This is a genomic window from Micromonospora sp. WMMB235 (assembly GCF_001855515.1).
Lineage (GTDB): Bacteria > Actinomycetota > Actinomycetes > Mycobacteriales > Micromonosporaceae > Micromonospora > Micromonospora aurantiaca.
Map to the genome: position 1 here is coordinate 3959247 of NZ_MDRX01000001.1, position 25115 is coordinate 3984361.

Consider the following 25115-nt stretch of genomic DNA (forward strand, 5'->3'; position numbering starts at 1 on the left):
TTCCGCCGACCTCCACCAACAGCCCCGAAAGGACGTGGCTGCCATGAAGGCTACCCACAACCCCACCACCGCAGCATCGGTCACACCCGCTGACCTGCTGCGGATGGCTGCCCTCTACCTACGCCGGCACGGCTGGCACCAGGGCACCTACTACCCCCACACCACCGACACCCCCACCCCGCCGGCCTGCGCCGTCGGAGCCATCGGCATGGCCTGCACCGGACACCCCGTGCACCACTGGTACGACCTCGACACCGACGAGCGGATCACCTACCTCGCCGCCATCGCCGCGTTCGTCGACTACCTCGACGACTTCGCGCCGGTCTTCCACATCGACGAAGACGGCTACCTGCTCGACGAGCACATCTCCCCCTACTCCTGGAACGACGAGCCCGGCCGCACCGCCGAGCAGGTCATCACCGCCCTTGAGAACGCCGCTGAGGAGTGGGACCGCCTCCACACCGACGGAGGCGAGCCGCGATGAACACCGCCAAGAAGCCCTTGACGCCGCGCATCCCGTCGCAGCGTCGCCGGGACGTCGTCGAGAACGACGCCTTCGCCGCCTTCGCCCGGCGCATCATCCGCGCCCACGGCCGCCGCGTCGCTGACGGCGACGTCGAAGCCCTCCGCGACGTCGTCGCCCTCTCCGCCGACCTGGACCGCGCCATCGGGGAAGCCGTCATCGGCCTACGCCAGTTCGGCTACTCCTGGGCCGAAATCGGTCAGCGTCTCGGCATCTCCCGCCAGGCCGCCCAGCAGCGCTGGGGAGACCAGTCATGACCGACCTGCGCTCCTCGGAGCTGGAGCAGCTAGCCGACCGCACCGGCATCCGGGTCGAGTTCTACGACCCGACCGGCACCCGCTACGGGTTCCCCACCTTCCCCTTCCACACCGCCCCGGCAGGTTTGGCCACCCGCCGACAGTTGCGCGCAGCCGGTCTCCGTCCCGGCGGACACGACCCCGTCGCTCAGATCCTCTGGCGACACCGCACCCACCGCCGGGTCGCCTACCTCTACCGCCTCGACCTCGCCGCGCCCAAACGCATCGCTACCCCCGCGCAGCGGGAGGCGATTGCCAAAGCCCTGCTCGCCCGGCGCACCTGCCGCGACTGCGGCCAGATCAAGCCCTACTACATCCCCCGCCGCTACGGCTGCTGCCTCGACTGCCACGGAGGCCACTGATGACCACCACCGCCGTCAACTTCGCCGCCCATGAGCGGATGACCCCGGACGACTACGTCGTCACCGCCATCGCCCGCGACTTCGCCGCCCGAAGCGAACTGTCCTTCGAACGGTTCCTGTCCGGCTACTACGCCGAAAGCCTGCGCATCATCCACGACGCCCACCTCACCCAGTGCACCGCCGGACCCGAGCAGCACTGCCCCACCTGCAACGGCATCCGCGTTGGCCTCGCCGGACTCGCCGCCGAACAACGCGCCGTCACCACCGGGCAGGTCCCCCATGACCACTGACCGACCCACCACCACCGGATCCCGTGTTGAGGGCCTGGTCCTGGTGCTCATCCTCATCGCGGTCGCCGGGTTCGCCGGGGCCGCCTCCTTCACCCACGTCAAAGACTGGACCCTCGCCAACTCCCCTGCCGGGACGGGCGCGTGGTTCGGCTGGGCCAACGCCGTCATCTCCGAGCTGGTTCCCATTGCCTGTCTGCTGACCATCCGCCGACGCCGCCGCACCGGCGCTCCCATCGGCTACCCGCTGTTCCTGCTCATCGCCGCCGCCAGCCTGTCCCTCGCGGCCCAGTTGGCGGTCGCCAAGCCGGGCATCTCAGGGTGGCTGTTGTCCGCTGTTCCGGCTCTGGCGTTCATGGCCCTGGTGAAGCTTGTCCTTGCCCCGGCCCCGGCACCGGCACCGGCACCGGCACCGGCACAACCCACCACCGCGCCGGCTACTCCGGCCGAACCCATCCGGGTGCAGGTGGCCGAGCAGGTCACCACCGAGCCGGTACCACCGGCTGCCATCACCCCAACCCCGACCCCGGCGGTCGAGCCGGAACCCGTCACCATCCCGGCTGTCGCGCCGGAGTCCGTCGCCGCACCGGCCGAGCCGGTCGACGTTCCCACTCATCTGCTGCCGATGGCGCGTTTCGCGGCGGTGCAGCATGAACAGGCCACCGGCCAGCCCATCACCCCGGCCGAGCTGGCCGACCGTCTCGACGTCACCGCACCCGTCGCCGGGCAACTCCTGGCCAGCATCGGTGGTGGTGCCCGATGAGCATCCACACGGTTGACGTCGTGCAGCTCCTGCACACCTGCCCGGCCGAGCCGGAGCCCCACCCCTACGACATCCGCCGGACCGTCATCGACGTCATCGACGGCGGACCCTGCCGCAACCCGGTCACCATCCGCTGCGGCACCACCACGCAGATCCCCTGCGGGCGGCACGAACCGTCCAAGCGCCAGTGCAGCGCCTGCCGGGTCATCGTCATCGAACGCACCATCACCAACCTGCACCCCACTGCTGGGGTGGCCGGTTGATGGCCTCGACGCTGGACCTCACCCCCCGCGCCTCCACGGCCCGGGGGGTGGGCTCGAACGCCGACACCATTGTCTACGGCTGGACTGCTACCGGGGCCGCGTTCGAACGCGCCACCCGACCCGACTACTACGGCTGGCTCGAACACGTTCGCGCCGCCGCCGGCTGCACCCGGCCCATCCGGCTGTCCGGTCAGATCCTCACCGTCGACGCCTCGACCGGTCGTGTCTTGGATGCTCGGCACACCGACGCGATGCCCGACGCCGCGATCTACACCGCCTGCGGTAACCGCCGCGCCACGGTCTGCCCCGCCTGCGCGCAGACCTACCAACGGGACGCCTTCCAACTCCTCCGCGCCGGCCTCGTCGGCGGCAAGGGCGTGCCGGAGTCGGTCGCGAAGCATCCGGCGGTGTTCGCGACGTTCACCGCGCCGTCGTTCGGCACCGTCCACGCCCGGAAGGTGAAGCGGCACACCTGCCGCAACCGCCGCCGCTGCGACTGCCGCGCCGAACCCTGCCACGCCCGCCGCGACACCGGCCAGTGCGAGCATGGCCGTCCCGCTGTCTGCTGGGCGAGGCACGAGCAGGGTGATGCGGTGCTCGGGCATCCGCTGTGCCTGGACTGCTACGACCACGACCACCAGGTCGTCTGGAACATCTTCTCCGGCGAACTCTGGCACCGCACGAAGCAAGCCGCGGAACGATGGCTGGCGAAACTCGCCCAACGCCGCGGCATCCCTCGGGCCGACATCCGCACCGCCTCTGGCAAGACGCGGAAAGTCGCTCCGGTGCGGCTGTCGCCCGGGAAGGTCGCCGAACTGCAAGCGCGGGGAGCGGTGCACTTCCACGCCATCGCCCGCCTCGACGGCGTCGACCCCACCGACCCCGACAACATCGTCCCCCCACCGCCTGGATTCACCGTCGACGACCTCGTCGACGCGCTGCGCCACGCCGCCCGGCAGATCGCCTTCCACACCCCGCCCCACCCGGACCGGCCCGACGGATGGCCGATCGCCTGGGGTGAGCAGGTCGATCTGGAACCGATCGCCACCGACGGCTCAGGGGAGGTCACCGACGGCATGGTCGCGGGATACCTTGCCAAGTACGCCACCAAAAGCACCGAGGCCACCGGGCACACCTCCACCCGCCTGACCGCCGACAGCATCGGGGACTACGCCGACCCCGACGGCGACCACACCGCCCGCCTCATCGACGCCTGCTGGCGCATCGGCCGACCCGTCCACACCTCGCCCCCACTCTCAAAGCGGTCCCGGGAACCCCGGCCACGGCCCGGCTTCGTCGACCGCTGGGAATGCCCCGACTGCGGCACCCACACCCGCTATGCCGCCTGCCCCGTCTGCGTCGCCGCGCGTCAAGCCGCCCTTGACAGCGAACCGACGAAACCAGCAACCACCAACCCGTACGCCCGGCTACGCCGGTGGGCGCACATGCTCGGCTACGGCGGCCACTTCCTCACCAAAGCCCGGCGTTACTCCGTGACCTTCCGGCACCTGCGCGACACCCGCGTCCAGTACCGGCGCCACGAGCACCAGGACCACCAACACACCGCCGCCGGCGGTCCACCCGCCGAGCAGGTCGATGAGGACACCACGCTCATCGTCGGCACGCTCACCTTCGCCGGAGTCGGCTGGCACACCACCGGAGACGCACTCCTCGCCAACACCGCCGCCGCCATGGCACGCGAGCGACGAACCACCGGCCGCGAAGAACTTGCCCATGCACTCGGCAGCGCCGCCTTCGCCGCTGCCGCCTAACTCCCTCGGACAGAAAGGAAAAGGATGGACAAGCTCTGCTACACCCCGACCGAAGCAGCGGCACTGCTCGGCGTAGGTCGCACGAAGGTCTACGAACTCATGTCCAGCGGCCAGATTGCCTCGATACGGATCGGTCGATCTCGCCGCATCCCCGCCAACGCGCTTCGGGCCTTCGTCGAGGCGTGCCAGCAGGAGGCAGCATGACCGGTAAACGGCGTGGCCACGGTGAAGGCTCCATCTACCAACTGCCGGATGGGCGCTTCCGAGCAGCTATCGACCTCGGATGGAGCAACGGGAAACGACGCCGCAAGTACGTCACGCGACGCACTCGCGCCGAGGTGGTCAAGGCGCTCAAGGAGATGACCGTTCTCGCCGAGACTGGTCGGCTTTCCACCCAGCGGGTGCCCACCCTTGCGCAGTGGATGGATACCTACCTGTCGGAGGTCGCTTCGGCCAAAGTTCGGCCATCGACGCTGCACCGATATCGCGAAGAGGTCGAGCACCACATCGGGCCGATGCTGGGCCGGCACCGACTCGACAAGCTGACTCCGGGGCACCTGACTTCCTTCTACCGAGACCGGACCACGGTGCTGTCCGTCGGCAGCGTCCGACGCATGCACGCCAACCTTCGCCGGGCGCTCAACGTGGCGGTGCGTTGGCAACTGATCCACGTCAACCCGGCCGCTCTGGTGGAGCCTCCCTCGCTGCCCCATGTTGAGGTGCGGCCATACTCGCTCGTCGAAGCGCGACGCTTCCTCAGGGCCGTTGAAGGTCTCCGGCTGGAAGCGCGGTGGCTCATCGGGATCGCGCTCGGGCTCCGCCAAGGTGAAGTCCTTGGATTGCGGTGGGATGACGTCGACCTGGGCTCTGGGACGCTGCGTGTGCGGGGGCAGTTGCAGCGCAATCCCGACACGGGGGACTTGGTCTTTGTGGAGACGAAGACTGCCCGGTCTCGTCGAACTCTCCCGCTGCCGCCTACTGTGCTAGAGGCACTCCGTCGCCACCAGGAACGCCAAGCGGCGGAACGGTTCGACGCTGACAGCTGGGCTGATCCGGCTCTGGTCTTCGCGACAGCCGTTGGCACGCCCATCCACCCTCGCAACGACTACCGGTCGTTCCGGGAGATCATCCGGCGGGCGGGCTTACGGCAGGTTCGTCTTCACGACTTGCGGCACACAGCGGCAAGCGTCCTACTCGCCCAGGGCGTGCCCGCCCGCGTGGTCATGGAGATCCTCGGACACTCGCAGATCAGCGTCACCCTCAACATCTACGCCCACGTGGCTCCGGAGATCGCACGGGAAGCGGCTTCGCGGCTGGAGGGGGCGCTGTGGTCGGGTGAATAGGTTGGCTGCTCGCTTGGCTGCTCAGCCCTGCGACGGTAGGCGAAAGGCCCAGGTCATGATCGGCGATCAAGCCGGTGACCTGGGCCTTTCCGTGGAGCCGCCTGACGGAATCGAACCGTCGACCTACGCATTACGAGTGCGTCGCTCTAGCCGACTGAGCTAAGGCGGCAACGACCGCCAAGTGTACGGCACGCCCGACCGGAAGCCGAACCGGATCCCCCGACTCCGAAGCCGGACACCCGACCACATCCGCCCCGGTACGGGAGAGACTTCGCGCCCGGTCCGGACTACCCTGCGGCGGGTGACCGACGAACCGCCGCGACCACCGGCTCCCGAGGCGCGTCCCGGCGAGCGTGCCACCCGCCGCCCCCGCAGCATCGACCCCCGGGAGCTGGGTTTCACCCCCCGCCGGCCGGTGCCCTGGCTCGCGCCGCTGCTCCTGATCAGCACCGGCCTGCGTACGTTGCTGGCCATGCTGTTCGGGGCGTACCTGGACAAGCGCGAGTTGCAGAACGCGTTCAGCGACGGCACGTTCCGGCAGGTCGGGCCGGACGGTGGGCTCTGGCTCGACTACGTGGCCGACCTGGGTGACGGCTTCGACGCCACGTACTCGGTGGCGTACCTGCTCGCCCAGCCGGAGCTGACAGTGGACGGGCACACCCTTCCCCGCGCGCAGACGCTGGTGATGGGCGGCGACCAGGTCTATCCGGCGGCGGGCTACGAGGCGTACGAGGACCGGTGCAAGGGTCCGTACCAGGCGGCGCTGCCTGTTGCCCCGCCGGAGCAGCCGAAGCTGTTCGCGGTGCCCGGCAACCACGACTGGTACGACGGCCTGACCGCGTTCCTGCGCCTGTTCGTGCGTACCCGGGACCGGCACTTCGGCGGCTGGGGCACCGGCCAGTCCCGCTCGTACTTCGCCGTCGAGCTGCCGGCCGGCTGGTGGCTGCTCGGCCTCGACGACCAGTCCGGGTCGTACCTGGACGACCCGCAGCTCACCTACTTCGACGAGGTGGCCCGCAAGCTCACCCCGGAATCCAAGGTGATCCTGGCGGTGCCGGCGCCGACGTGGGTCAAGGCCGTCGACCACCCCAACGCGTACGACTCGATCGACTACTTCATCCGTACCCTCGTCGCGCCGACCGGGGCGCAGGTACGGGTGCTGGTCTCCGGCGACCTGCACCACTACGCCCGCTATGCCGGGACGGACCGGCAGCTCATCACGTGCGGCGGCGGCGGCGCCTACCTCTACCCCACGCACCGGCTGCCGGAGAAGCTGGAGGTGCCGCCGCGTGACACGCTGACCCGGCGGGCCAGCAACACCCGGGAGTACGACCTGGCTGCGCGCTATCCGGACAAGGCGCGCTCCCGCCGGTACGGCTGGGGGATCTTCGCCCGGCTGCCGTTCCGCAATCCGGGCTTCACGACGCTGCTCGGCACGCTGCACACGCTGCTGATGCTGGCCATGGCCGGGGTGGCGGTGCAGCAGGTGGGCACCACCGAGCAGCGGCTGTTCAGCGTGCCGCTGGCGATCATGCTGGTGGTGGCGATGATGGGCGCGGTGTTCTTCGCCAAGCCGCCCACGGCGGGCGGGAAACGGCACGCCCGGCACTGGATCCTCGGGGTGGCGCACGGGCTGGCCCAGGTGGCGCTCGCCGCCGGGGGCACGTGGGTCTGGTTGCAGCTGCCGTTCTACGACTGGCCGTGGCCGCTGCCGGCGGTCGCCGCGGTGGTGCTCTACGGGCCGCTGAGCGGGCTGGTCGCCAGCCAGCTCGTGGCGCTCTACCTGCTGGTGGCGGGCGCGTTCGGGGTGAACCTGAACGAGTTGTTCGCGGCGCAGGGCATCGAGGACTCGAAGGCGTTCCTGCGGTTCCGGATCGACCCGGACGGCACGCTGACGATCTACCCGATCGCCGTGGACAAGGTGTCGCACGACTGGCAGTTGAACCCCGACCAGTCCCCCACCGCCCCCTGGCTGACCCCGAAGACCCCGCTGACCCCCCGCCTGGCCGAACCCCCCATCGTCATCCGCTGACCCCGGCCCCACCCCGTCGATCATGAAGTTGACGGCGAATTCGATCACCATTTCGACCGCTAACTTCATGATCAACGGGGAAACGGTGGGAGAGGGAGGGAGGGTCAGGGCTGGGGGTAGTGCTGGTCGTGGGCCTGCCTCGGGCCGCACACCGACGCGCGGGAGCACATCGAGCGGGAGCCGTCGGCGTCCAGCCGGACCGTCACCGCGTCGCGCGGGACACTGTGGCCGACCACCTTGCCCTCGCCCTGCGGAGTGGACACCCGGCTGCCGACCGCCGGGGCCGACTCCTGGAACTTCTGGTACAGCGGGTGCTCGTACTTCAGGCAGCACATCAGCCGCCCGCACGCCCCGGAGATGCGCAGCGGGTTGAGCGGCAGGTCCTGGTCCTTCGCCATCCGGATGGTCACCGGCTCGAAGTCGGTCAGGAACGTGGCGCAGCACAGATCGCGCCCGCAGGAGCCGATGCCGCCCTGCACCCGGGCGGAGTCCCGGGCGGACAGCTGCCGCAGCTCGACCCGGCAGTGCAGCGTGGCGCCCAGGTCGCGGACCAGCGAGCGGAAGTCGACGCGGTGCGGCGCGGTGAAATAGATGGTGGTGCGGTCACTGCCGTTCTCCGGCGTGGCCAGGACGTGGTCGACGGCGACCACCTTCATCGGCAGACCGTGTTCGCGGATCAGCCGCTTGGCGGCGACCTTCGCCTCGGCCTTGCGCCGGCGCAGCATCTCGTCGCGGCGCAGGTCGTCGTCGCCGGCGATCCCGGCGAGTTTCGGGAAGCTGTCGGTGTCCTCGCTGACCCACTGCGCGGCCCAGACGCACTCGGCCACCTCGGGCCCCTCGTCGGTGGGCACCAGCACCCGGTCGCCCACCTGCGGGCGCAGCTCGCCCGGGTCCAGGTAGTAGAGGCGCCCGTACCGGTTGAAGCTGACCGCGCAGAGCATGCCCATACGCCACACCCTACGCGGACCGACGCCCGCCGCACGGCGCACCTGTCGCCGCCCGGTCACCCACCGCAGCGATCATCGTCGTCGACCCGGCCGAACCGGCCCCATCGCCTCGCCCGGACGGCTGAATCTCCGGCGGGCCCCTGACAAACACCGCCCGGGCGCGTTGAGTGAAGGCATACCTGCGGGGGGTGCAGGGGAAGGCCACGGCGCCGCCGCCGTCACCCGGCCACGGCCGGTCCGGTGCGCGGCGCCGTGGACCGTCAGTAGCCGATCCGGGTGGTGCCGCCGTAGCGCGGAGCGGTGGTGGCGCGGTCCCGCCACGGCGTCTCGGCCAGGCTCGGCCCCCACTGGCGCAGCAGCGTCTCCGCGCCGTCGTAGGCCACCCCGAGTACACCCAGGACCCTCGTGGCGATCTCGGCCGCGGCCGCCGCCCCGGCCCGTCCGGCCTCGGCGCCGGGCCGCGTCGCCGCGTGCACCGCGACCGCCTCGGCCGAGCCCAGCACCTCGGCCAGCGCCCGGGCCAGCGCCGCCCGGCTGCCCTCCACCCAGCCGGCCAGCGCGTCGGCGTAGCCCGCTGTCGACTCCAGCCGCCCGACCAGGCTGTCCGGCCCCTCGTCCAGGTGCCGCAGCAGGGCGGCACGTGCCTCGTCGTACGCCGACGCGGCAGCGCCGGACCAGGCGACCTGGTCGGCCAGCAGGGCGCAGGTGTCGTCGTACCCCCGGACGAGCCGGCGCACCGCGTGGCCGGCGCCGGTCAGCGGCGCGGGATGCAGGTCGAGGAACTCGCGCACGGCCGCGCCGGGAAGCACCTGCATGCGGCGCAGCAGCGGCCAGAGCCGGTGCCCCTCGGGCGCGCCGGCGGCCAGCAGCGTGTCGACGCGGGCGAGCAGGTCGAGCCCCGGCTCGGCGAGGCGGTCGAGCGCGTCCATCAGGCCTCCCGGGCCAGCCGCCGGGCGACCGCGTCGTCGGCGGCGGCGTAACGGTCGGCGGCGCTGCGCAGCGCCGCCGCGGCGGCGGCCAGCCGGACGGCGGCGGCCTGCGCCTCGCGCGCCCGGTCGGCGGTGGCCACTGTCCACTGGCGGTGCAGCGCACGGCCCACCTCACCGGGGCGGCCGGCGGCGTGCGCGCCGAACGCGGGATGCGGCGGGTCGGTGGCGGTCACCGTGCGGGAGAGGGTGGCGAGGGTCGCGCCGGCCTCGTCGAGACGGGCGGCCAGGGCACGCAGCGTCTCCATGTCAGGCCCCCGCCAGCGGCCGGTACGCCGCGAACGTCTCGTTGTGCAGCTTCTCCCGCGCCCACTGCGCCGCGTCGGCGGCGGCGGTGACGGCGGCCTGCACCGAACCGGCCACGTCGCGCGGGCTGCGGTGGTGCAGCGGGCCGAGGAAACGCACGTCGGTGATGCGCCCGCCGGCGGTCACCACCACCTCGACGAGCCCGTCGGGTGAGCGGACGGTGACCTCGACCGTCGCGACCGCCTGGTCGAACTCGGCCTGCAGGTTCTCGATCCGGCGGTAGCGCCGCACCGCCTCCTCGATCCAGGCCTCGTCGATCTCGCCCCGCGGCATCGGCGGACTCCTCCCGGCCGGTCGGCCCGACCCTCACTGAGCGTGCCGCCTCGGTCACCGCGGCATCACCGGACCGTACCGCACGCCAATCGCGCGTGTCGATGCCCTGTGGACAGTGCGGAAAGCGCCCGGCTCAGCCGCGCCAGAGGGCCAGCATCATCGCCTCCACCGCGATCCGCGGCTTGACGTTGGCCTCGATCGCCGCGCGGCACTCCAGCACCGCCTCCAGGCGGCGCAGCGAGCCCTCGGCGTCCCACTTCTGCGCGCCCGCACCGGCGAGCGACGCGGTGTCGGTGTGCACCGGGGCGACCGGCGCCCGCCACGCCATGGTGAGCGCGTCCCGGTAGAACCCGGCCAGGTCGACCAGGGCGCGGTCGAGTGCGTCCCGCTGGGCACGGGTGGCCCGCGACTTCTGCCGCTTCTCCAGATCCTTGAGCTGACCGGCCGCCCCGCGCATGGCGCCGGCCGCGCCCCGGCCGGTGCCGCCCGCGCCGAGCGCGGTCTGCAACGCCGTACGCTCCGCCTCGTCGATCTCCGCGACGGACGCGGCGGCCTCCGCCTCGGCGGCCTCGATCAGCGCCGAGGCCGCGTCGAACGCCGCGCCCACGCCGGTCAGCCGACGCGGTACGGCGAGCACCGCGTCACGCCGCTGCCGGGCCTCCGGGTCGCGGGCCAGCCGCCGGGCCCGGCCCACGTGCCCCTGCGCCGCCGCGGCGGCCCACTCGGCCACGTCCGGCGCGACGCCGTCGCGGCGGACCAGCACCTCGGCCACCGCTGCCGGCGGCGGCTGCCGCAGGGGTACGACGCGGCAGCGCGACCGGATGGTCACGGAGATGTCGTCCGGGTGGGTGGACGGGGCGCAGAGCAGGAAGACGGTACGCGGCGGCGGCTCCTCGATCGCCTTGAGCAGCGCGTTGCCGGCGGCCTCGGTGAGCCGGTCGGCGTCCTCGATGATCACGATCTGCCACCGGCCGCCGGACGGCGCGCTGGCCGCCCGCAGCACCAGCGCGCGCATCTCGTTGACGCCGATGGACAGGCCCTCGGGCACCACGAGACGGACGTCCGCGTGGGTGCCGGCGAGCGTGGTGTGGCAGCCGGGGCAGGTGCCGCACCCGGTGCCGTGCACGCACTCCAGCGCGGCGGCGAACGCGCGGGCCGCCACCGAGCGGCCCGATCCGGGCGGCCCGGTGAAGATCCAGGCGTGGGTCATGCCGCCGCCCGGGTCGGCCGGCGCAACCGGGCCCGGGTCGCCGTCGTGCTCCTCGGCGAGCGCGTCGAGGTCGTCGTGCCCGCCCGCGGGGGACGTCACCGGCGCGCGCAGCAGGGCGGCGGCCGAGGCGGCGGCCCGCCGCAGCATGGCCACCGCCTCGTCCTGCCCGACCAGATCGCCGAAGACGTCGGTCATCGTCGGGGTTGCTCCATCGTCACCAGCTCCGCGTCGGATAACTCGGGCTGGACCGAGGTGTCCGGGCCCTGCGCCGGACGGGGGTGCACGATGCCGGCCGGGTCGGCGAGCAGCTCGCCCACCCGGCGGGCGACCGCGTCGGCGGTCTCGTCGATCGGGCGGGACGCGTCGAGCACCAGGTAGCGCTTCGGGTCACCGGCGGCGAGGTCGAGGAAGGCGTACCGGACCCGCTCGTGGAACGTCAGCGACTCGGCCTCCAGCCGGTCGGTGCCCTCGGCGCGGTCCTCGACCCGGCTCAGGCCGGTACGCGGCTCGACGTCGAGCAGCACCACCAGGTCGGGCTTGAGGCCGCCGGTGGCCCAGGAGGAGAGCCAGGACACCTCGTCCACCGGAAGCGTCCGGCCGGCGCCCTGGTAGGCGAGCGACGAGTCGACGTACCGGTCGCTGATCACCACAGCGCCGCGCACGAGCGCCGGGCGGACGACGGTGGCTACGTGGTGCGCCCGGTCGGCGGCGTAGAGCAGCGCCTCGGCGCGCGGCGACGGCGCCTCGCCGGGCGTGGTGCCGAGCACCAGGGAGCGGATCCGTTCGCCGACCGGCGTGGCGCCCGGCTCGCGGGTGACCACCACGTCGCGGCCCTGCGCGCGCAGCCGCTCGGCCAGCTCGGCGAGCTGGGTGGACTTGCCGGCCCCCTCACCGCCCTCGAAGACCACGAACAGGCCGCTGGAGACGAACGGCTCGGCCGGCATCAGCGGGCGGCCCCGGATCGAGCCCCACAGGTCGGCGAGGACCGGTACGCCCTTCTTGTCGTCCATCTGGCCGAACGCGCTGATGCCCGCGATGATGCCGGCCGCGCCGGCGGCGAGCAGCAGCAGGCGGGTGGAGGAGATGGAGATGCCCAGGTCGGCGATGGTGAGCTGGCGGGAGCCGCCGACGCCGACCAGGAGGCTGCTGAGCGCGATGGCCAGGATCAGCACCAGCCGGGTGCCGATCTGCACCACCGCGAAGACCCGGCCGCGCACCTCGTCGGCCACCTCGCCGCCGAGCAGCGTGGTGCCGGCCAGGAACGCCATGCCCGCGCCCGCGCCGACCAGGATCGCGCCGAGGATGGCCATGGACAGGTGGATGGCGAACGCGAGCACCAGCACGGAGGCGCTGGCGAGCACGATGCTCATGCCGAACCAGCGGCGGCGGGACATGTCCCGCACGATCATCGGCCCGAGACCGATGCCGAGCGCCAGGCCGACGAAGATCGCGCCGAAGAGCAGCGAGAACGCGGCGTCACCGGCGCCGAGCGAGTTGGCGAAGAACTTGGCCGTGCCGACCACGATGCCGCCGCCGGCGAACGCGCCGAAGATGCCCAGCACGAGGCCGCGGACGAGCGGGGTCTGGCCGATGTATTTCCAGCCCTCGGAGAACTGCCGGAACATGCTCTGCTCGGAGCGCTCGGCCTCGCCGCGCTGGGCGTGACTGATCTCCTTGATCCCGAACGCCACCACGAGCGCGGTGGCCAGCCGGGAGAAGGCGTTGAACCAGAGCGCGAGCTGGGCCGGTTCGGCCCAGCCGGGCAGGTCGCCGCCGACCGCGCCGCGGACGCCGCGGTCCAGCACGGCGAGCGCGACGGCCGCGGCCACCGGCGTGAGGCCGTACGTGGTGATCAGCGTGAGCTGGTTCGCCGCCTCCAGCCGGGTACGCGGGATGAGGTTGGGGACCGCCGCCTCCTTGGCCGGGATCCACATCAACGTGATCGACTCGATCAGGAAGGTGGCGATCAGCGCCCAGCCGACCACCAGCCCGCCCGCGGCGCCGGTGAGCGCGTACAGCGGGATCGAGGCGAACAGCACGAAGCGCAGCAGGTCGCAGATGACCATGGTCCACCGGCGGTCGAACCGGTCGGCGAACACACCGGCCACCGGGCCGAGCACCAGCGCCGGGAGCAGCCGGATCGCCGTCACACCGCCGAACGCGGCACCCTGGGCGGTGCTGCCGGAGACCTGGGACGCGGCGAACAGCGCGGTGGCGAGCAGGCCGAGCCAGTCGCCGAACGAGGCGGCGCTGAGGACGATCCACAGCCTGCGGAACGGCCGGATGCGCAGCACCGAGCGGATGGCGGCGACGCCGGAGTGGTCGGCGGCTGTCCCGGGCGACGACACGCCGGGCGACTCGCCGTTGTTCTGGCTTTCGATGGCCGTACCTCCACGTGCCGGCCCAGGTCTGGGCATCCCCGGTGGAACACTCTAGTCGCGCAGGAAGGGTCGTCCCCCGCGACATTCACCTGCTCGCCGAGCCTAGGCCGCCGGGACCACCGCCCGCAGCCCGGACAGACGCGAGGGTATTTCGCATTGCCGTCCAGACAGTTAGCGTGCAGACGTGGCCATCGACCGTGACAAAACTCGCGATCGTCTCGACCGGGCGACCGCTCACCTCGACCCGCCGTACGCGGTGGTCGACCTCACCGCGTTCGACGCCAACGCCGAGGCGCTCGCCGGCCGGTCCGGCGGCAAGCCGCTGCGCGTGGCGAGCAAGTCGGTACGCGTCCGCGAGCTGCTGACCCGGGCGCTCAAGCGGCCCGGATGGCACGGCGTGATGGCCTTCACGCTGCCCGAGGCGCTGTGGCTGGTCCGCTCCGGGGTCAGCGACGACGTGCTCGTGGCGTACCCGACGGCCCACCGGGGCGGCCTCGCCGAACTGGCCGCCGACCCGGCGCTCGCCGACGCGGTGACCTTGATGATCGACGACACCGCACAGCTCGACCTGATCGACCGGGTGTGCCCGCCCGCACGCCGCCCCGCGCTGCGGATCTGCCTCGACCTGGACGCCTCCTGGCGCCCGCTGGGCGGCCGGGTGCACGTCGGCGTGCGCCGCTCCCCGGTGCACAGCGCCACGGCGGCCGGCGCGCTCGCCGCCGCCGTCGCCGGGCGGCCGGGCTTCCGTCTGGTCGGCCTGATGTCGTACGAGGCACAGATCGCCGGCCTCGGCGACGCGCCGCCCGGACAGGCGATGCTCGGCTCGGCGATCCGGGTCGCGCAGCGCGGCTCGTACCGGGAACTGCTGGCACGCCGCTCGGCCGCGGTCGGTGCGGTACGCGAGCACGCCGACCTGGAGTTCGTCAACGGCGGCGGCACCGGCAGCGTGGCCGCCACCAGCGCGGACCCCGCCGTCACCGAGGTCACCGCGGGCTCCGGCCTGTACGGGCCGACGCTGTTCGACGCGTACCGTGCCTGGCAGCCGACCCCGGCGGCGTTCTTCGCCTGCGCGGTGGTCCGCCGCCCGGCGCCCGGGCTGGCGACGGTGCTCGGCGGCGGCTGGATCGCCTCCGGCCCGGCGGCGGACAGTCGGCTGCCGCGGCCGTGGCTGCCGGACGGGTTGAAGCTGCTCGGCGCGGAGGGCGCCGGCGAGGTGCAGACCCCGCTGGCCGGAAAGGCCGCCGACGGCCTGCGCGTCGGCGACCGGGTGTGGTTCCGCCACGCCAAGGCGGGCGAGCTGTGCGAGCACGTCAACGAGGTGCACCTGGTCGAGGGCGACGCGGTGGTCGCCACCGTGCCGACCTACCGGGGCGAGGGGCACGCCTTCCTCTGAGCCGCCCCGCGGCTCTGCCCCACCGCGTGACGACGGCGGGCCCCGGCGCACTCTCAGAACCCGCCGTTCAACGTGCCGCTCAACCCTGGTGGACGGCCTCCGTGGGGGCGTTCACCTGCCGGTGCAGGTACTCCCGGATGAGCGCCTTCGCCTCGACCAGCACCCGCTCGTCGCCGTCGGTGCGGCGACGGAAGGCCAGCTTGATCAGGGCATCAGCGGCCTCCACCGCGACCTCCAGGTGGAACCGCAGGTCGGGCACCCCGGCCAGGCCGAAACGCTCGGTGAGTACGCGGGCGAGCTGCTCCGCGATGACTCCGTTGTTGTCCCGCTGGTCGTCCAGCAGGTGCAGGTCGACCACGTCGCCGAAGTGCAGGGTACGGAAGCCGGGAACGGTGCGGTGCATCGAGATGTACTCGTCGATCGCCGCGTCGACGCCGTCCCACCAGTGGGTCAGGTCGTCCGAGGAGAACCGCTCGTCGAGCCGCTGGAGGTAGGACTCCATGGTGCGCAGGGTCAGCGCCTGCACGATCGCCCGTTTGTCCGGAAAGAACTGGTAGACCGACCCGATCGCCACCTCGGCACGCTCGGCGAGCAGGGTCGTGGTCAGCCCTTCGTACCCCACCTCGTCGACGAGCTCGGCGCAGGCGTCCAGCATCCGCTGGACCCGCGCGACACTTCGACCCTGCACCGGTACCCGACGCAGCGGCCCGGTCGTGGCGGCTGGTGTGGACACTCGGCGCCACCCCCCTTCGACGGATGAACATATCTGCACGTCACGAGTCTGTGACTACCGGTACAACGAGCCGGGCTCGATTGCGGTATTTACCAGGCACAACGTTCCTGATATGAATTCAGTTCATATTCATGTCGAGGAGTGGCCGCGATGACCGGTACCACCGCCACCTGGTCCAACTGGGCCGGCAACCAGCACAGCACCGCGCTCCTCACCGTGCGCCCGCATAGCGTCTCCGACGTGGCCGAGGCGGTGCGCCAGGCCGCCGCGGCGGGCCGGACCGTCCGGGCCACCGGCAGCGGCCACTCCTTCACCGCCACCGCCGTCGCCGACGGGCACCGGATCGACCTCGCCGCGCTGGAGACGGACGTCACAGTCGATGTGGCGCGCCGCCTGGTCACCGTACCGGCCGGGATGACGTTGCACACGCTCAACGAACTGCTCGCCGGGCACGGCCTCGCCATGCCGAACCTGGGCGACATCGACGCCCAGACCATCGCCGGTGCGCTGTCGACAGGCACCCACGGCACCGGGGCGAAACTGGGCTGCCTGTCCACCTTCGTGGTCGGGCTGACGCTCGTCACCGGCACCGGCGAGGTGCTGCGCTGCTCGGCCGAGGAGAACCGCGACGTATTCGACGCCGCCCGGGTCGGGCTCGGCGCGGTCGGCGTGCTGGTCGAGGTCACGCTGCGCTGCGTGGACGCCTTCGTGCTGCGCGCGCACGAACGCCCGGCCCCGCTCGCCGAGGTACTCGACGACCTGCCCGGCCTGTACGACGCGCACGACCACGCCGAGTTCTACTGGTTCCCGTACACCGACCGGGTGCAGGTCAAGACAAACGACCGGGTACCCGCCGACGACCGGCCGCTGCCACGCTGGCGCGGCTGGCTGGACGACGAGTTCCTCTCCAACACCGTCTTCGCCGGCGCCTGCCGCCTCGGCCGCGCCGTACCCGCCCTCGCACCCCGGATCAGCGCCGTCTCCGCCCGCGCGCTCACCGAACGCACCTACACCGGCCGCTCCGACCGGGTGTTCTGCACACCGCGCCGGGTCCGCTTCGTGGAGATGGAGTACGGCCTGCCACGCGAGGCGCTGCCCACCGCGCTGGCCGAGCTGCGCCGGATCGTGGACCGGCTGCCGTTCAAGGTGCTGTTCCCGGTCGAGGTGCGGTTCACCGCCGCCGACGACATCTGGCTGTCCCACTCGTACGGGCGGGACTCGGCGTACATCGCCGTGCACCAGTACGTGGGCATGCCGTACGAGCCGTACTTCCGCGCGTTCGAGCAGGTGGCGACCGAGTTGGGCGGCCGGCCGCACTGGGGCAAGCTGCACTGGCGCACCGCCGAGTCCCTCGCGAGCGCCTACCCGAGATTCGCCGACTTCCAGTCCGTCCGCGCCCGCCTCGACCCCCACAACCTTTTCCAGAACCCCTACTTGACCCAGGTCCTGGGCGCTTGAGGATCTTGGTACGAGGACGCCCCTTGAGGGGCGTTTCCGTACCAAGATCTCGACGGCTGTCCACAGGGGCAGCAGGGACGACGGGACAGCGGGTGGGATTCATGTGTGGAGATGCCGGGGGATGACGCCGACGAGTTGAGCTGGTTGCTGTTCCATCAGGAACGGGTGCTCGAAGCGACGCAGGCTCGACGGTTCCTGTCCGAGAAGGCGATCCGGCACCGGCTGGGCAGCGGGCGCTGGCGGCAGGCGCACCGGCGCGTCTACGTCACCCACAACGGGCCGGTGGGTCCGAAAGAGTGGCGTTGGGTGGCGGTGCTCGCGGCGGGACCGGCAGCGACGCTGGGTGGACTCACCGCGGCTCAGGCATGGGGCCTACGGCGCTACGAGAGCCGGCTGGTGCATCTGCTGCTGCCGGCCCGGCATCAGACGCGAACCCTGCCACCGGCTGTGCGGATCCATCGCACCACCGCACTTCCGCCGGAGGACGTGCTCACCGTCGGCCGGCCCCGCCGGACCATGCCGGCCCGCTCGCTCGTCGACGCGGCGCAGTGGGCGGCGACGGACGAGGAGGCACGGGCCGTCATCGCGGCGGGCTTCCAGCAACGCCTGGTCTGGGGCGACGACCTGCACCGGGTGCTGGAACGGCTTCCCCGGGCGCGCCGCCGTCGCCTGATCCTGGCAACCGCCACGGACGCGGCGGGCGGAGCCCACTCCCTCGCCGAACTCGACTTCCTCGATCTCGTCCGTCGGGCCGGGCTGCCCGAACCGTCCCTCCAGGTCGTGCGGCGGGACGCCACCGGGCGGCGGCGCTACCTGGACGTCTGGTTCGAGCGGTGGCGTGTGCACGTCGAGATCGACGGCGGGCAGCACCTCGACCCGAGGACCGCCTGGGCGGACATGCAGCGGCAGAACGACGTCTGGGCCACCGGTGACCGGGTGCTCCGCTTCCCCGCCTGGGCGGTCCGCAACGACCCCACCCGCGTCGTGACCCAGTTGCGTGCCGCCCTGCGATCCGCAGGCTGGCCCGGCTGAGATCTTGGTACGGCCCCGCCCCTGGAAGGGCGTTTCCGTACCAAGATCACTCGTTCGGGGTTGAGGTCGCCTTCTTGGGGGCGGCCTTCTTCGCGGGAGCCTTCTTGGCGGCCGTGGTCTTCTTGGCCGCCGTGGTCTTCTTCGCCGCCGTCGTCTTCTTCGCCGGGGCGGCCTTCTTCGCGGCCTTCTTCTTCGGCGCCGGGCCCTTCGCGCGCTTCTCGGCCAGCATCTCCGACGCCTGCTCCAGCGTCAGCTCCTCCGGCGTCTGCCCGCGCCGCAGCGACGCGTTGAACTCGCCGTCGGTCACGTACGGCCCGAAGCGCCCGTCCTTGATCACCAGCGGCTTCTCGGTGAGCGGGTCGTTGCCCATCTCCCGCAGCGGCGGCGCGGCGGCCCGGCGCTGACGCGTCTTCGGGGCGGCGAGCAACGCCAGCGCCTCGTCCAGCGTGACTGTGAACATCTTGTCTTCCGAGTCCAGCGAGCGGAACTCGTCACCGCGCTTGACGTACGGGCCGTAGCGGCCGTTGTTGGCGAACACCTCGACGCCGTCCGGGGCCACGCCGATCAGCCGGGGCAGGCGCAGCAGCTGCAACGCCTGCTCCAGGGTCAGGCTGTCCGGCGTCTGCGAGCGCAGCAGCGACGACTTGCGCTCGCCGCTGGCCACGTACGGGCCGAACCGGCCGGACTTGAGCACGATCGGCTCGCCGGTCGACGGGTCGTCGCCGAGCTTGCGCTCACCGCCGCCGCCGAGGAACAGCTCGTGCACCTTCTCCGGGGTCAGCTCGTCCGGCGCCAGGCCCTCCGGGATCGGTGCCCGGTCGCCCTGCGAGCCGCTCTCCTCGCCCTCACCCGAGGCCGCCGGCGTCGGCGCCTGCTGCTCGCCGGGCAGCGCCCGCTGGAGGTACGGCCCGTACCGGCCGACCCGGACGACGACCTCGCGGCCCTCGTCGTCGGTGAACAGCGGGATGGAGTTGACGCTGCGCGCGTCGATCTCGCTGAGGTTCTCCGTGACCAGCTTCTTGAGCCCGCCCGCGTGGGCGATGGCCTGGTCGCCGGTGCCGTTGGTGCTGCCGAAGTAGAAGGAGGTGAGGAAGTCGACGGCGGCGTGGTCACCACCGGCGATCTCGTCCAGCTCGTTCTCCATGCTGGCGGTGAAGTCGTAGTCGATCAGTCGCGGGTAGTGCCGCTCCATCAGCCCGATCACCGCGAACGCCAGGAACGACGGGATCATGGCCTGGCCGCGCTTCACCACGTACCCGCGGTCCTGGATCGTCTGCATGATCGACGCGTACGTGGAGGGCCGGCCGATGCCCAGCTCTTCGAGGGCCTTGACCAGCGACGCCTCGGTGTAGCGGGCGGGCGGCTGGGTGTGGTGGCCCTGCGCGGCCAGCTCGTCGGCGGTCAGCGGCTGGTCCTTGACCAGCGTGGGCAGCCGCCGCTCGGCGTCCTCGGCCTCGGCGTTCTCGTCGTCGCTCGACTCGACGTACGCGCGCAGGAAGCCCGGGTCGGTGATGGTCTTGCCGGTCGCGCCGAAGTCGGCCTCCTCCTGGGCGGAGGAGACGGCGCGGATGCGCACCGACACGCTGGAGCCGACCGCGTCGGTCATCTGCGAGGCGATGGTGCGCCGCCAGATCAGCTCGTAGAGCTTGAACTCCTCGGCGGACAGCTCCTTGGCCACCTCGCCCGGGGTGCGGAAGTTGTCGCCGGCGGGGCGGATCGCCTCGTGCGCCTCCTGGGCGTTCTTCACCTTGCCGGTGTAGCGGCGCGGCTCCGGCGGCACGCTGCGCTCGCCGTACAGCTCGACGATCTGCCGGCGGGCCGCCGTGATGGCCGTCTCGGACAGGTTCACCGAGTCGGTACGCATGTAGGTGATGTAGCCGTTCTCGTACAGGCGCTGCGCGGTGCGCATCGTCTGCTGCGACGAGAACCGCATCTTGCGGGCCGCCTCCTGCTGGAGCGTGGAGGTGATGAACGGCGCGTACGGGCGGCGGCGGTAGGGCTTCTCCTCGACCCGGGTGACGGTGAACGGCTGGTCGGCCAGGCGGGCCGCCAGCCCTCGGGCCCCGCCCTCGTCGAGGTGGACGACACCCGCACCGGCGCGAACGCGACCCGTGGTCGGCTCGAAGTCCTTGCCGGTGGCGATCCGGTCACCGTTGAGCGCGACGAGCGTGGCGTTGAACGTCCGCGGGCCCTCGCCCGGCTTCGCCACGGCGAGCGTGGCCAGGATGTCCCAGTACTCGGCGGTGCGGAACGCCATCCGCTGGCGCTCCCGCTCGACCACGATCCGCGTCGCCACCGACTGCACCCGGCCCGCCGACAGCTTCGGCATGACCTTCTTCCACAGCACGGGCGAGACCTCGTAGCCGTAGAGGCGGTCGAGGATGCGCCGCGCCTCCTGGGCGTCGACCAGGTCGCGGTCGATCTCCCGGGGGTTCGCCACGGCGGCCTGGATGGCCGGCTTGGTGATCTCGTGGAAGACCATCCGCTTGACCGGCACCTTGGGCTTGAGCGTCTCCACCAGGTGCCAGGCGATGGCCTCGCCCTCGCGGTCCTCATCCGTCGCCAGGAAGATCTCGTCGACCTCCTTGGCCAGCTTCACCAGCTTGCTGATCTGCTGCTTACGGTCGGGCGACACAACGTAGAGGGCGTGGAAGCCGTTGTCGACGTCGACGCCGAGGCGCGCCCAGGGCTCACCCTTGTACTTCGCCGGGACGTCGGCGGCGTTGCGGGGCAGGTCCCGGACGTGGCCGAAGCTGGCCTCCACGACGTACCCCGGGCCGAGGTAGCCCGAGATCGTCTTGGCCTTCGCCGGTGACTCGACGATGACCAGACGGGTGGTTCCAGCGTTGCTCGGCACGTCTCTCCCCGACCTCACTCCTACGCCATGCCCGCTTCGGGCCGTGTTGCGCCACCCGGACCACAGGCGGTCCGGATGTCCAACGTAACGCGCCGTCCGCGTTCCGGGTTTCGTGGGCGGCAAACGGGCCGCCCTCCCGGCGACCGCCGGCCGCACCCTGCCGGACGGCGTCACGGTACACCGTGGGTAGGGCGACAGGCGGGTCACTGTGACGATCGCGTACCCCCGGCGGAGCCCTCCCCGGGTGTCCGGCTTCGGACAGCGGCGGTCAGCCCCGGGAGCCCGGCCAGTCCGCCACCGGCGCCGTCGCCGGCCGTTCCCCCACCAGCTCGGCGAGCCGCGACATCCGCCGCCCGCCGATCCGGAACGCGGGCCCGCCCTCGTCCGGCTCCACGAACGCGGCCGGCAGGCCGACCGCCGCCAGCGCGGCGCGGACCACCGGCCAGGACGGCTCGTCGGCCGGTCCGAGCCGCAGCCGGAATCCGGCCGGCTCGGCCGTGCCGGCGGCGGCCGCCCAGAGCCGCAGCCGCCGCCCGTCCAGGTGGAAACGGGCCGGTGGCCGCTTCACCGGGCCGCGCAGCCAGGCCCGCGCGAGCGGCGCCAGCATGCTCGTGTACGCGGTGCGCACCCGGTGCCGCCCGTCCTCGGTCGGCTCCCAGCTCGCCGGCACACCCCGGGCGCCCAGCTCGGCCACCAGCACGTGCACCCGCCAGGCGGCGTCGACCACCACGGAGATCCGGGCCGTGCCGCCCATCCGCCCCACCTCACCCGGCCCGGCGAGCAGGCCGGCGAGGTCCGCCAGCGCGGGATCGGCCGCCTCGGTGGAGAACAGCGAGGGCTGGCGGGCCGGTTTCGGGGTGGGAGGGGTCAGCGACACTCCGGGACCTCGTCGAAGGCCTCTTTCAGCTCGGTCGAGTTGAGTTTGCTGGTGTCCAGCGCGCTCGCGTCGTACTCCTTGTTGAGCGTGTCCACGGCGGCGCGCACGCCGTCGTAGAACGGACCGGCCTGGGCGGTGTCGAGCCGGTCGATGGCGGACCGGGCCCGGCCGTACGCGTCACGCATCTTGCTCAGCGACCCCAGGAACCCGGCGGACACCTCGGCGCCGCGCTCGGCCTCGGGCACGCCCGCCTCCTCGACCTTGCGCCGGGCCGTCTCACTGGCCTGCTCGGCACCGGCGAAGAGCCGGACCAGGTTCTCCTTGGCCTGCGCCGGGGTGGTCTGCGCGGTCATCTGCTGCTGCGTGCTGCTGGTCAGCTTGGAGATCTCCGCGCGCCACGGGGTGAGCGCCTGGCACACCGACGCGGCCCAGACCCGGGGGTTGGGACCGCCACCGCACCCGGCGACCACGAGGACCAGCGTGGCCAGGACCACCGTGAGCTTTCCGGCGGTTGCCGCCCGGCGCGTACGCATGCGATGCAGCGTACGACCTCCGGACGGAACCGCCACCGGTCAGGTTTGCCGGGCACGGGGTTCCCGGCCGGCCGGGGCCGGCCGGGAACCGTCGCGTGCGATCAGGCGTTCACCGTCTCCGGACGCTGGTCCGGGGTGCCGGCCCCGCTGTCCTCGTCGGTCATCGCCACACCCTTGCGCTTGCTGAACACCACTGCGGCCGCGATGATCAGCGCGGCCACCACGGCGATCGTGATGCGCAGCGCCGGGTTCTTGTCGTCGCCCACGCTCCAGGCCACCACGGCCGGGGCGATCAGCAGCGAGACCAGGTTCATCACCTTGATCAGCGGGTTGATCGCCGGGCCGGCGGTGTCCTTGAACGGGTCACCGACGGTGTCGCCGATGACGGTGGCGGAGTGCGCGTCGGAGCCCTTGCCGCCGTACGCGCCGTCCTCCACCAGCTTCTTGGCGTTGTCCCAGGCGCCACCGGAGTTGGCCAGGAACACCGCCATCAGCGTGCCCGCGCCGATCGCGCCGGCCAGGTACGCGGCCAGCGCGCCCGGGCCGAGGCCGAAGCCGACAGCGATCGGGGCCAGGATGGCCAGCAGGCCGGGGGTCATCAGCTCGCGCTGCGCGTCTCGGGTGCAGATGTCCACGACCTTGCCGTACTCGGGCCGCTGGGTGCGGTCCATGATGCCGGGCAGCTCGCGGAACTGGCGGCGTACCTCCATCACCACGGCGCCGGCCGAGCGGGAGACCGCGTTGATGGCCAGGCCGGAGAAGAGGAAGACCACCGCCGCGCCGATGATCAGGCCGACCAGGTTGCGCGGGTTGGACACGTTGAGCGAGTTGAGGATCTCGGTGCCGACGTCGCCCACGCCCGCGTCCTCGTACGCCGAGCGCAGCGTGTCGGTGTATGAGCCGAACAGCGCGGTGGCGGCCAGTACCGCGGTGGCGATCGCGATGCCCTTGGTGATCGCCTTGGTGGTGTTGCCGACGGCGTCCAGCTCGGTGAGCGTCCGCGCGCCGTGCTCGTCGATGTCGCCGGACATCTCGGCCACGCCCTGCGCGTTGTCGGAGATCGGGCCGAACGTGTCCATCGCGACGATGACGCCGACGGTGGTGAGCAGGCCGGTGCCGGCCAGCGCGACCGCGAACAGCGACAGCGTGATCGAGCTGCCGCCGAGCAGGAACGCGCCGAAGACGCCGGCGCCGATCAGCAGCGCCGAGTAGACGGCCGACTCCAGGCCGACGCTGATGCCGGCGAGGATGACGGTGGCCGGGCCGGTCTGCGAGCTCTTGCCGATGTCCTGCACCGGACGCCGGTTGGTCTCGGTGAAGTAGCCGGTCAGCGCCTGGATCGCGGCGGCCAGCACGATACCGATCACGACCGCGCCGATGGCGACCAGCCGCGGGTTGCGGTCGACGTCGGTCAGCCCGCCCTCCAGCTCGGCGAACGTGGCCGGCAGGTACGCGAACGCGGCGATCGCGACGAGCACCGCGGCGATCAGCGCGGACAGGTAGAAGGCCCGGTTGATCGCGGTCAGGCCGTTGCGGTCGCTGGCGCGCAGCCGGGTGATGAAGACGCCGACGATCGCGACCAGCACGCCGATGGTGGAGATGATCAGCGGGAAGACCAGGCCGGTCTCGCCGAACGCGGCCCGGCCGAGGATCAGCGCCGCGACGAGCGTGACCGCGTACGACTCGAACAGGTCGGCGGCCATGCCGGCGCAGTCGCCGACGTTGTCGCCCACGTTGTCGGCGATGGTGGCGGCGTTGCGCGGGTCGTCCTCCGGGATGCCCTGCTCGACCTTGCCGACCAGGTCGGCGCCGACGTCGGCGGCCTTGGTGAAGATGCCGCCGCCGACCCGCATGAACATGGCGAGCAGCGCGGCGCCGAAGCCGAAGCCCTCCAGCACGGTCGGGGCGTCACCCCGGAAGATCAGCACGACCAGCGCCGCACCGAACAGGCCGAGGCCGACGGTGAGGAAGCCGACCACGCCGCCGGTGCGGAAGGCGATCTTCATGGCGGCCTCGCGGCCACCTTCCCGCTCCCGCGCGGCCGCTGCCACCCGCAGGTTGGCGCGGGTGGCCAGCCACATGCCGGCGCCGCCGATGAACGCGCTGAACAGCGCACCCACCACGAAGAACGCCGAGCGGCCGGCCTTCACGAGCGTTTCGTTGCCGTCGGTGTCGTGCACCGGCAGCAGGAAGAGCAGCACGACGGCGATCACCACGAAGATCGCCAGCGTGCGGAACTGCCGCAGCAGGTACGCCGACGCGCCCTCCTGCACCGCGCCGGAGATCTCCTGCATGTTGGTGGTTCCCTTACCGGCTGCCAGGACCGCCCTGGTGAGGGCGGCCGCGAAGACGAGCGCCACCAGCGCGATGACCGCGGCGATGACGACGTACGTCACGTTGGCTCCGGTAAGGGACAGTGCGCCGCCGTCGGCGGCCAAGGTCCCGGACATCTATGTCCTCCTGTACCGAACAACTCGCGCCGACCTGT

24 protein-coding genes and 1 tRNA gene are annotated in these 25115 nt (G+C 72.1%); 13 read left to right on the forward strand and 12 right to left on the reverse strand.

Annotated features, from left to right (window positions below; translation table 11 throughout):
• The first annotated feature begins 43 nt into the window (after nt 1-43).
• The 9 genes from BFV98_RS17105 to BFV98_RS17145 are packed head-to-tail and all read left to right on the forward strand — an operon-like array spanning nt 44 to nt 5609.
• Complete coding sequence (locus tag BFV98_RS17105; RefSeq protein WP_071097054.1) at nt 44-484, forward strand: hypothetical protein; 441 nt, start codon at nt 44-46, stop codon at nt 482-484.
• Nucleotides 481-780 carry a hypothetical protein gene (locus tag BFV98_RS17110; RefSeq protein ID WP_071097056.1) on the forward strand — a complete coding sequence of 100 codons (300 nt, stop codon included), beginning with the start codon at nt 481-483 and terminating at the stop codon, nt 778-780. The genes BFV98_RS17105 and BFV98_RS17110 overlap by 4 nt, the downstream gene beginning before the upstream one ends.
• Entirely contained in the window at nt 777-1181 is a 405-nt protein-coding gene (locus tag BFV98_RS17115) for an RRQRL motif-containing zinc-binding protein (protein WP_071097058.1), read from the forward strand. The genes BFV98_RS17110 and BFV98_RS17115 overlap by 4 nt, the downstream gene beginning before the upstream one ends.
• The gene (locus BFV98_RS17120) at nt 1181-1471 is read left to right on the forward strand and encodes a hypothetical protein (protein WP_071097059.1); all 291 of its coding nucleotides are present in this window, start codon (nt 1181-1183) and stop codon (nt 1469-1471) included. The genes BFV98_RS17115 and BFV98_RS17120 overlap by 1 nt, the downstream gene beginning before the upstream one ends.
• Nucleotides 1461-2231: a hypothetical protein gene (locus BFV98_RS17125; RefSeq protein WP_071097060.1), complete on the forward strand. Its 771-nt coding sequence runs from the start codon at nt 1461-1463 to the stop codon at nt 2229-2231. Before BFV98_RS17120 ends, BFV98_RS17125 begins: the two co-directional genes overlap by 11 nt.
• Nucleotides 2228-2494 (forward strand): hypothetical protein, encoded by a 267-nt coding sequence (locus BFV98_RS17130; RefSeq protein ID WP_071097062.1) that lies wholly within the window; start codon nt 2228-2230, stop codon nt 2492-2494. Before BFV98_RS17125 ends, BFV98_RS17130 begins: the two co-directional genes overlap by 4 nt.
• The gene (locus tag BFV98_RS17135) at nt 2494-4266 is read left to right on the forward strand and encodes a replication initiator (RefSeq protein WP_071097064.1); all 1773 of its coding nucleotides are present in this window, start codon (nt 2494-2496) and stop codon (nt 4264-4266) included. Before BFV98_RS17130 ends, BFV98_RS17135 begins: the two co-directional genes overlap by 1 nt.
• A 24-nt stretch (nt 4267-4290) precedes the next feature.
• Complete coding sequence (locus BFV98_RS17140; RefSeq protein ID WP_071097066.1) at nt 4291-4470, forward strand: helix-turn-helix domain-containing protein; 180 nt, start codon at nt 4291-4293, stop codon at nt 4468-4470.
• Nucleotides 4467-5609 (forward strand): tyrosine-type recombinase/integrase, encoded by a 1143-nt coding sequence (locus tag BFV98_RS17145; protein ID WP_071097067.1) that lies wholly within the window; start codon nt 4467-4469, stop codon nt 5607-5609. Before BFV98_RS17140 ends, BFV98_RS17145 begins: the two co-directional genes overlap by 4 nt.
• A 92-nt stretch (nt 5610-5701) precedes the next feature.
• Here BFV98_RS17145 and BFV98_RS17150 read toward each other — a convergent pair.
• Nucleotides 5702-5778 (reverse strand) — tRNA-Thr (locus tag BFV98_RS17150).
• Nucleotides 5779-5910: 132 nt separating this feature from the next.
• Here BFV98_RS17150 and BFV98_RS17155 point away from each other — a divergent pair.
• A complete protein-coding gene (locus BFV98_RS17155; RefSeq protein ID WP_071097069.1) occupies nt 5911-7641 on the forward strand; it encodes a metallophosphoesterase in 1731 nt (576 codons plus the stop codon).
• 104 nt (nt 7642-7745) lie between these two features.
• Here the strand turns inward: BFV98_RS17155 and BFV98_RS17160 are convergent, their stop codons facing one another.
• The 6 genes from BFV98_RS17160 to tmk all read right to left on the reverse strand — a co-directional run bounded on the left by BFV98_RS17160 (nt 7746) and on the right by tmk (nt 13780).
• On the reverse strand, nt 7746-8588 hold the full coding sequence (locus BFV98_RS17160; protein WP_013473593.1) for a regulatory iron-sulfur-containing complex subunit RicT: 843 nt from the start codon (nt 8586-8588) through the stop codon (nt 7746-7748).
• Nucleotides 8589-8848: 260 nt separating this feature from the next.
• Nucleotides 8849-9517 carry a hypothetical protein gene (locus tag BFV98_RS17165; RefSeq protein WP_071097071.1) on the reverse strand — a complete coding sequence of 223 codons (669 nt, stop codon included), beginning with the start codon at nt 9515-9517 and terminating at the stop codon, nt 8849-8851.
• Nucleotides 9517-9822 (reverse strand): hypothetical protein, encoded by a 306-nt coding sequence (locus BFV98_RS17170; protein ID WP_013283662.1) that lies wholly within the window; start codon nt 9820-9822, stop codon nt 9517-9519. Before BFV98_RS17170 ends, BFV98_RS17165 begins: the two co-directional genes overlap by 1 nt.
• Before the next feature lies 1 nt (nt 9823).
• A complete protein-coding gene (locus BFV98_RS17175) occupies nt 9824-10153 on the reverse strand; it encodes a YbaB/EbfC family nucleoid-associated protein (RefSeq protein WP_013473591.1) in 330 nt (109 codons plus the stop codon).
• A 133-nt stretch (nt 10154-10286) separates the two neighbouring features.
• Nucleotides 10287-11558 carry a DNA polymerase III subunit delta' gene (locus BFV98_RS17180; protein WP_071097073.1) on the reverse strand — a complete coding sequence of 424 codons (1272 nt, stop codon included), beginning with the start codon at nt 11556-11558 and terminating at the stop codon, nt 10287-10289.
• A complete protein-coding gene (tmk, locus tag BFV98_RS17185; protein WP_244879714.1) occupies nt 11555-13780 on the reverse strand; it encodes a dTMP kinase in 2226 nt (741 codons plus the stop codon). The genes BFV98_RS17180 and tmk overlap by 4 nt, the downstream gene beginning before the upstream one ends.
• A gap of 148 nt (nt 13781-13928) precedes the next feature.
• On the opposite strand from tmk, the gene BFV98_RS17190 reads away from it, so the two are divergent.
• The gene (locus BFV98_RS17190; protein ID WP_071097074.1) at nt 13929-15137 is read left to right on the forward strand and encodes an amino acid deaminase/aldolase; all 1209 of its coding nucleotides are present in this window, start codon (nt 13929-13931) and stop codon (nt 15135-15137) included.
• 79 nt (nt 15138-15216) lie between these two features.
• Here BFV98_RS17190 and BFV98_RS17195 read toward each other — a convergent pair whose 3' ends face one another.
• Complete coding sequence (locus BFV98_RS17195; protein ID WP_030274442.1) at nt 15217-15792, reverse strand: TetR family transcriptional regulator; 576 nt, start codon at nt 15790-15792, stop codon at nt 15217-15219.
• Nucleotides 15793-16011: 219 nt separating this feature from the next.
• Between BFV98_RS17195 and BFV98_RS17200 the strand changes: the two genes are divergently transcribed.
• Complete coding sequence (locus BFV98_RS17200; protein ID WP_041798765.1) at nt 16012-17328, forward strand: D-arabinono-1,4-lactone oxidase; 1317 nt, start codon at nt 16012-16014, stop codon at nt 17326-17328.
• A 111-nt stretch (nt 17329-17439) separates the two neighbouring features.
• Complete coding sequence (locus tag BFV98_RS17205) at nt 17440-18360, forward strand: DUF559 domain-containing protein (protein WP_030274445.1); 921 nt, start codon at nt 17440-17442, stop codon at nt 18358-18360.
• A gap of 46 nt (nt 18361-18406) precedes the next feature.
• Here the strand turns inward: BFV98_RS17205 and topA are convergent, their stop codons facing one another.
• The 4 genes from topA to BFV98_RS17225 form a co-directional block, all read right to left on the reverse strand.
• Nucleotides 18407-21217, reverse strand: a complete 2811-nt coding sequence (gene topA, locus BFV98_RS17210; RefSeq protein ID WP_013283654.1) for a type I DNA topoisomerase — start codon at nt 21215-21217, stop codon at nt 18407-18409.
• Nucleotides 21218-21485: 268 nt separating this feature from the next.
• Nucleotides 21486-22094, reverse strand: a complete 609-nt coding sequence (locus BFV98_RS17215; RefSeq protein WP_071097076.1) for a hypothetical protein — start codon at nt 22092-22094, stop codon at nt 21486-21488.
• The gene (locus tag BFV98_RS17220; RefSeq protein WP_013283652.1) at nt 22085-22627 is read right to left on the reverse strand and encodes a hypothetical protein; all 543 of its coding nucleotides are present in this window, start codon (nt 22625-22627) and stop codon (nt 22085-22087) included. Before BFV98_RS17220 ends, BFV98_RS17215 begins: the two co-directional genes overlap by 10 nt.
• Nucleotides 22628-22728: 101 nt before the next feature.
• Nucleotides 22729-25077 (reverse strand): sodium-translocating pyrophosphatase, encoded by a 2349-nt coding sequence (locus BFV98_RS17225; protein ID WP_013283651.1) that lies wholly within the window; start codon nt 25075-25077, stop codon nt 22729-22731.
• Nucleotides 25078-25115: the final 38 nt, after the last annotated feature.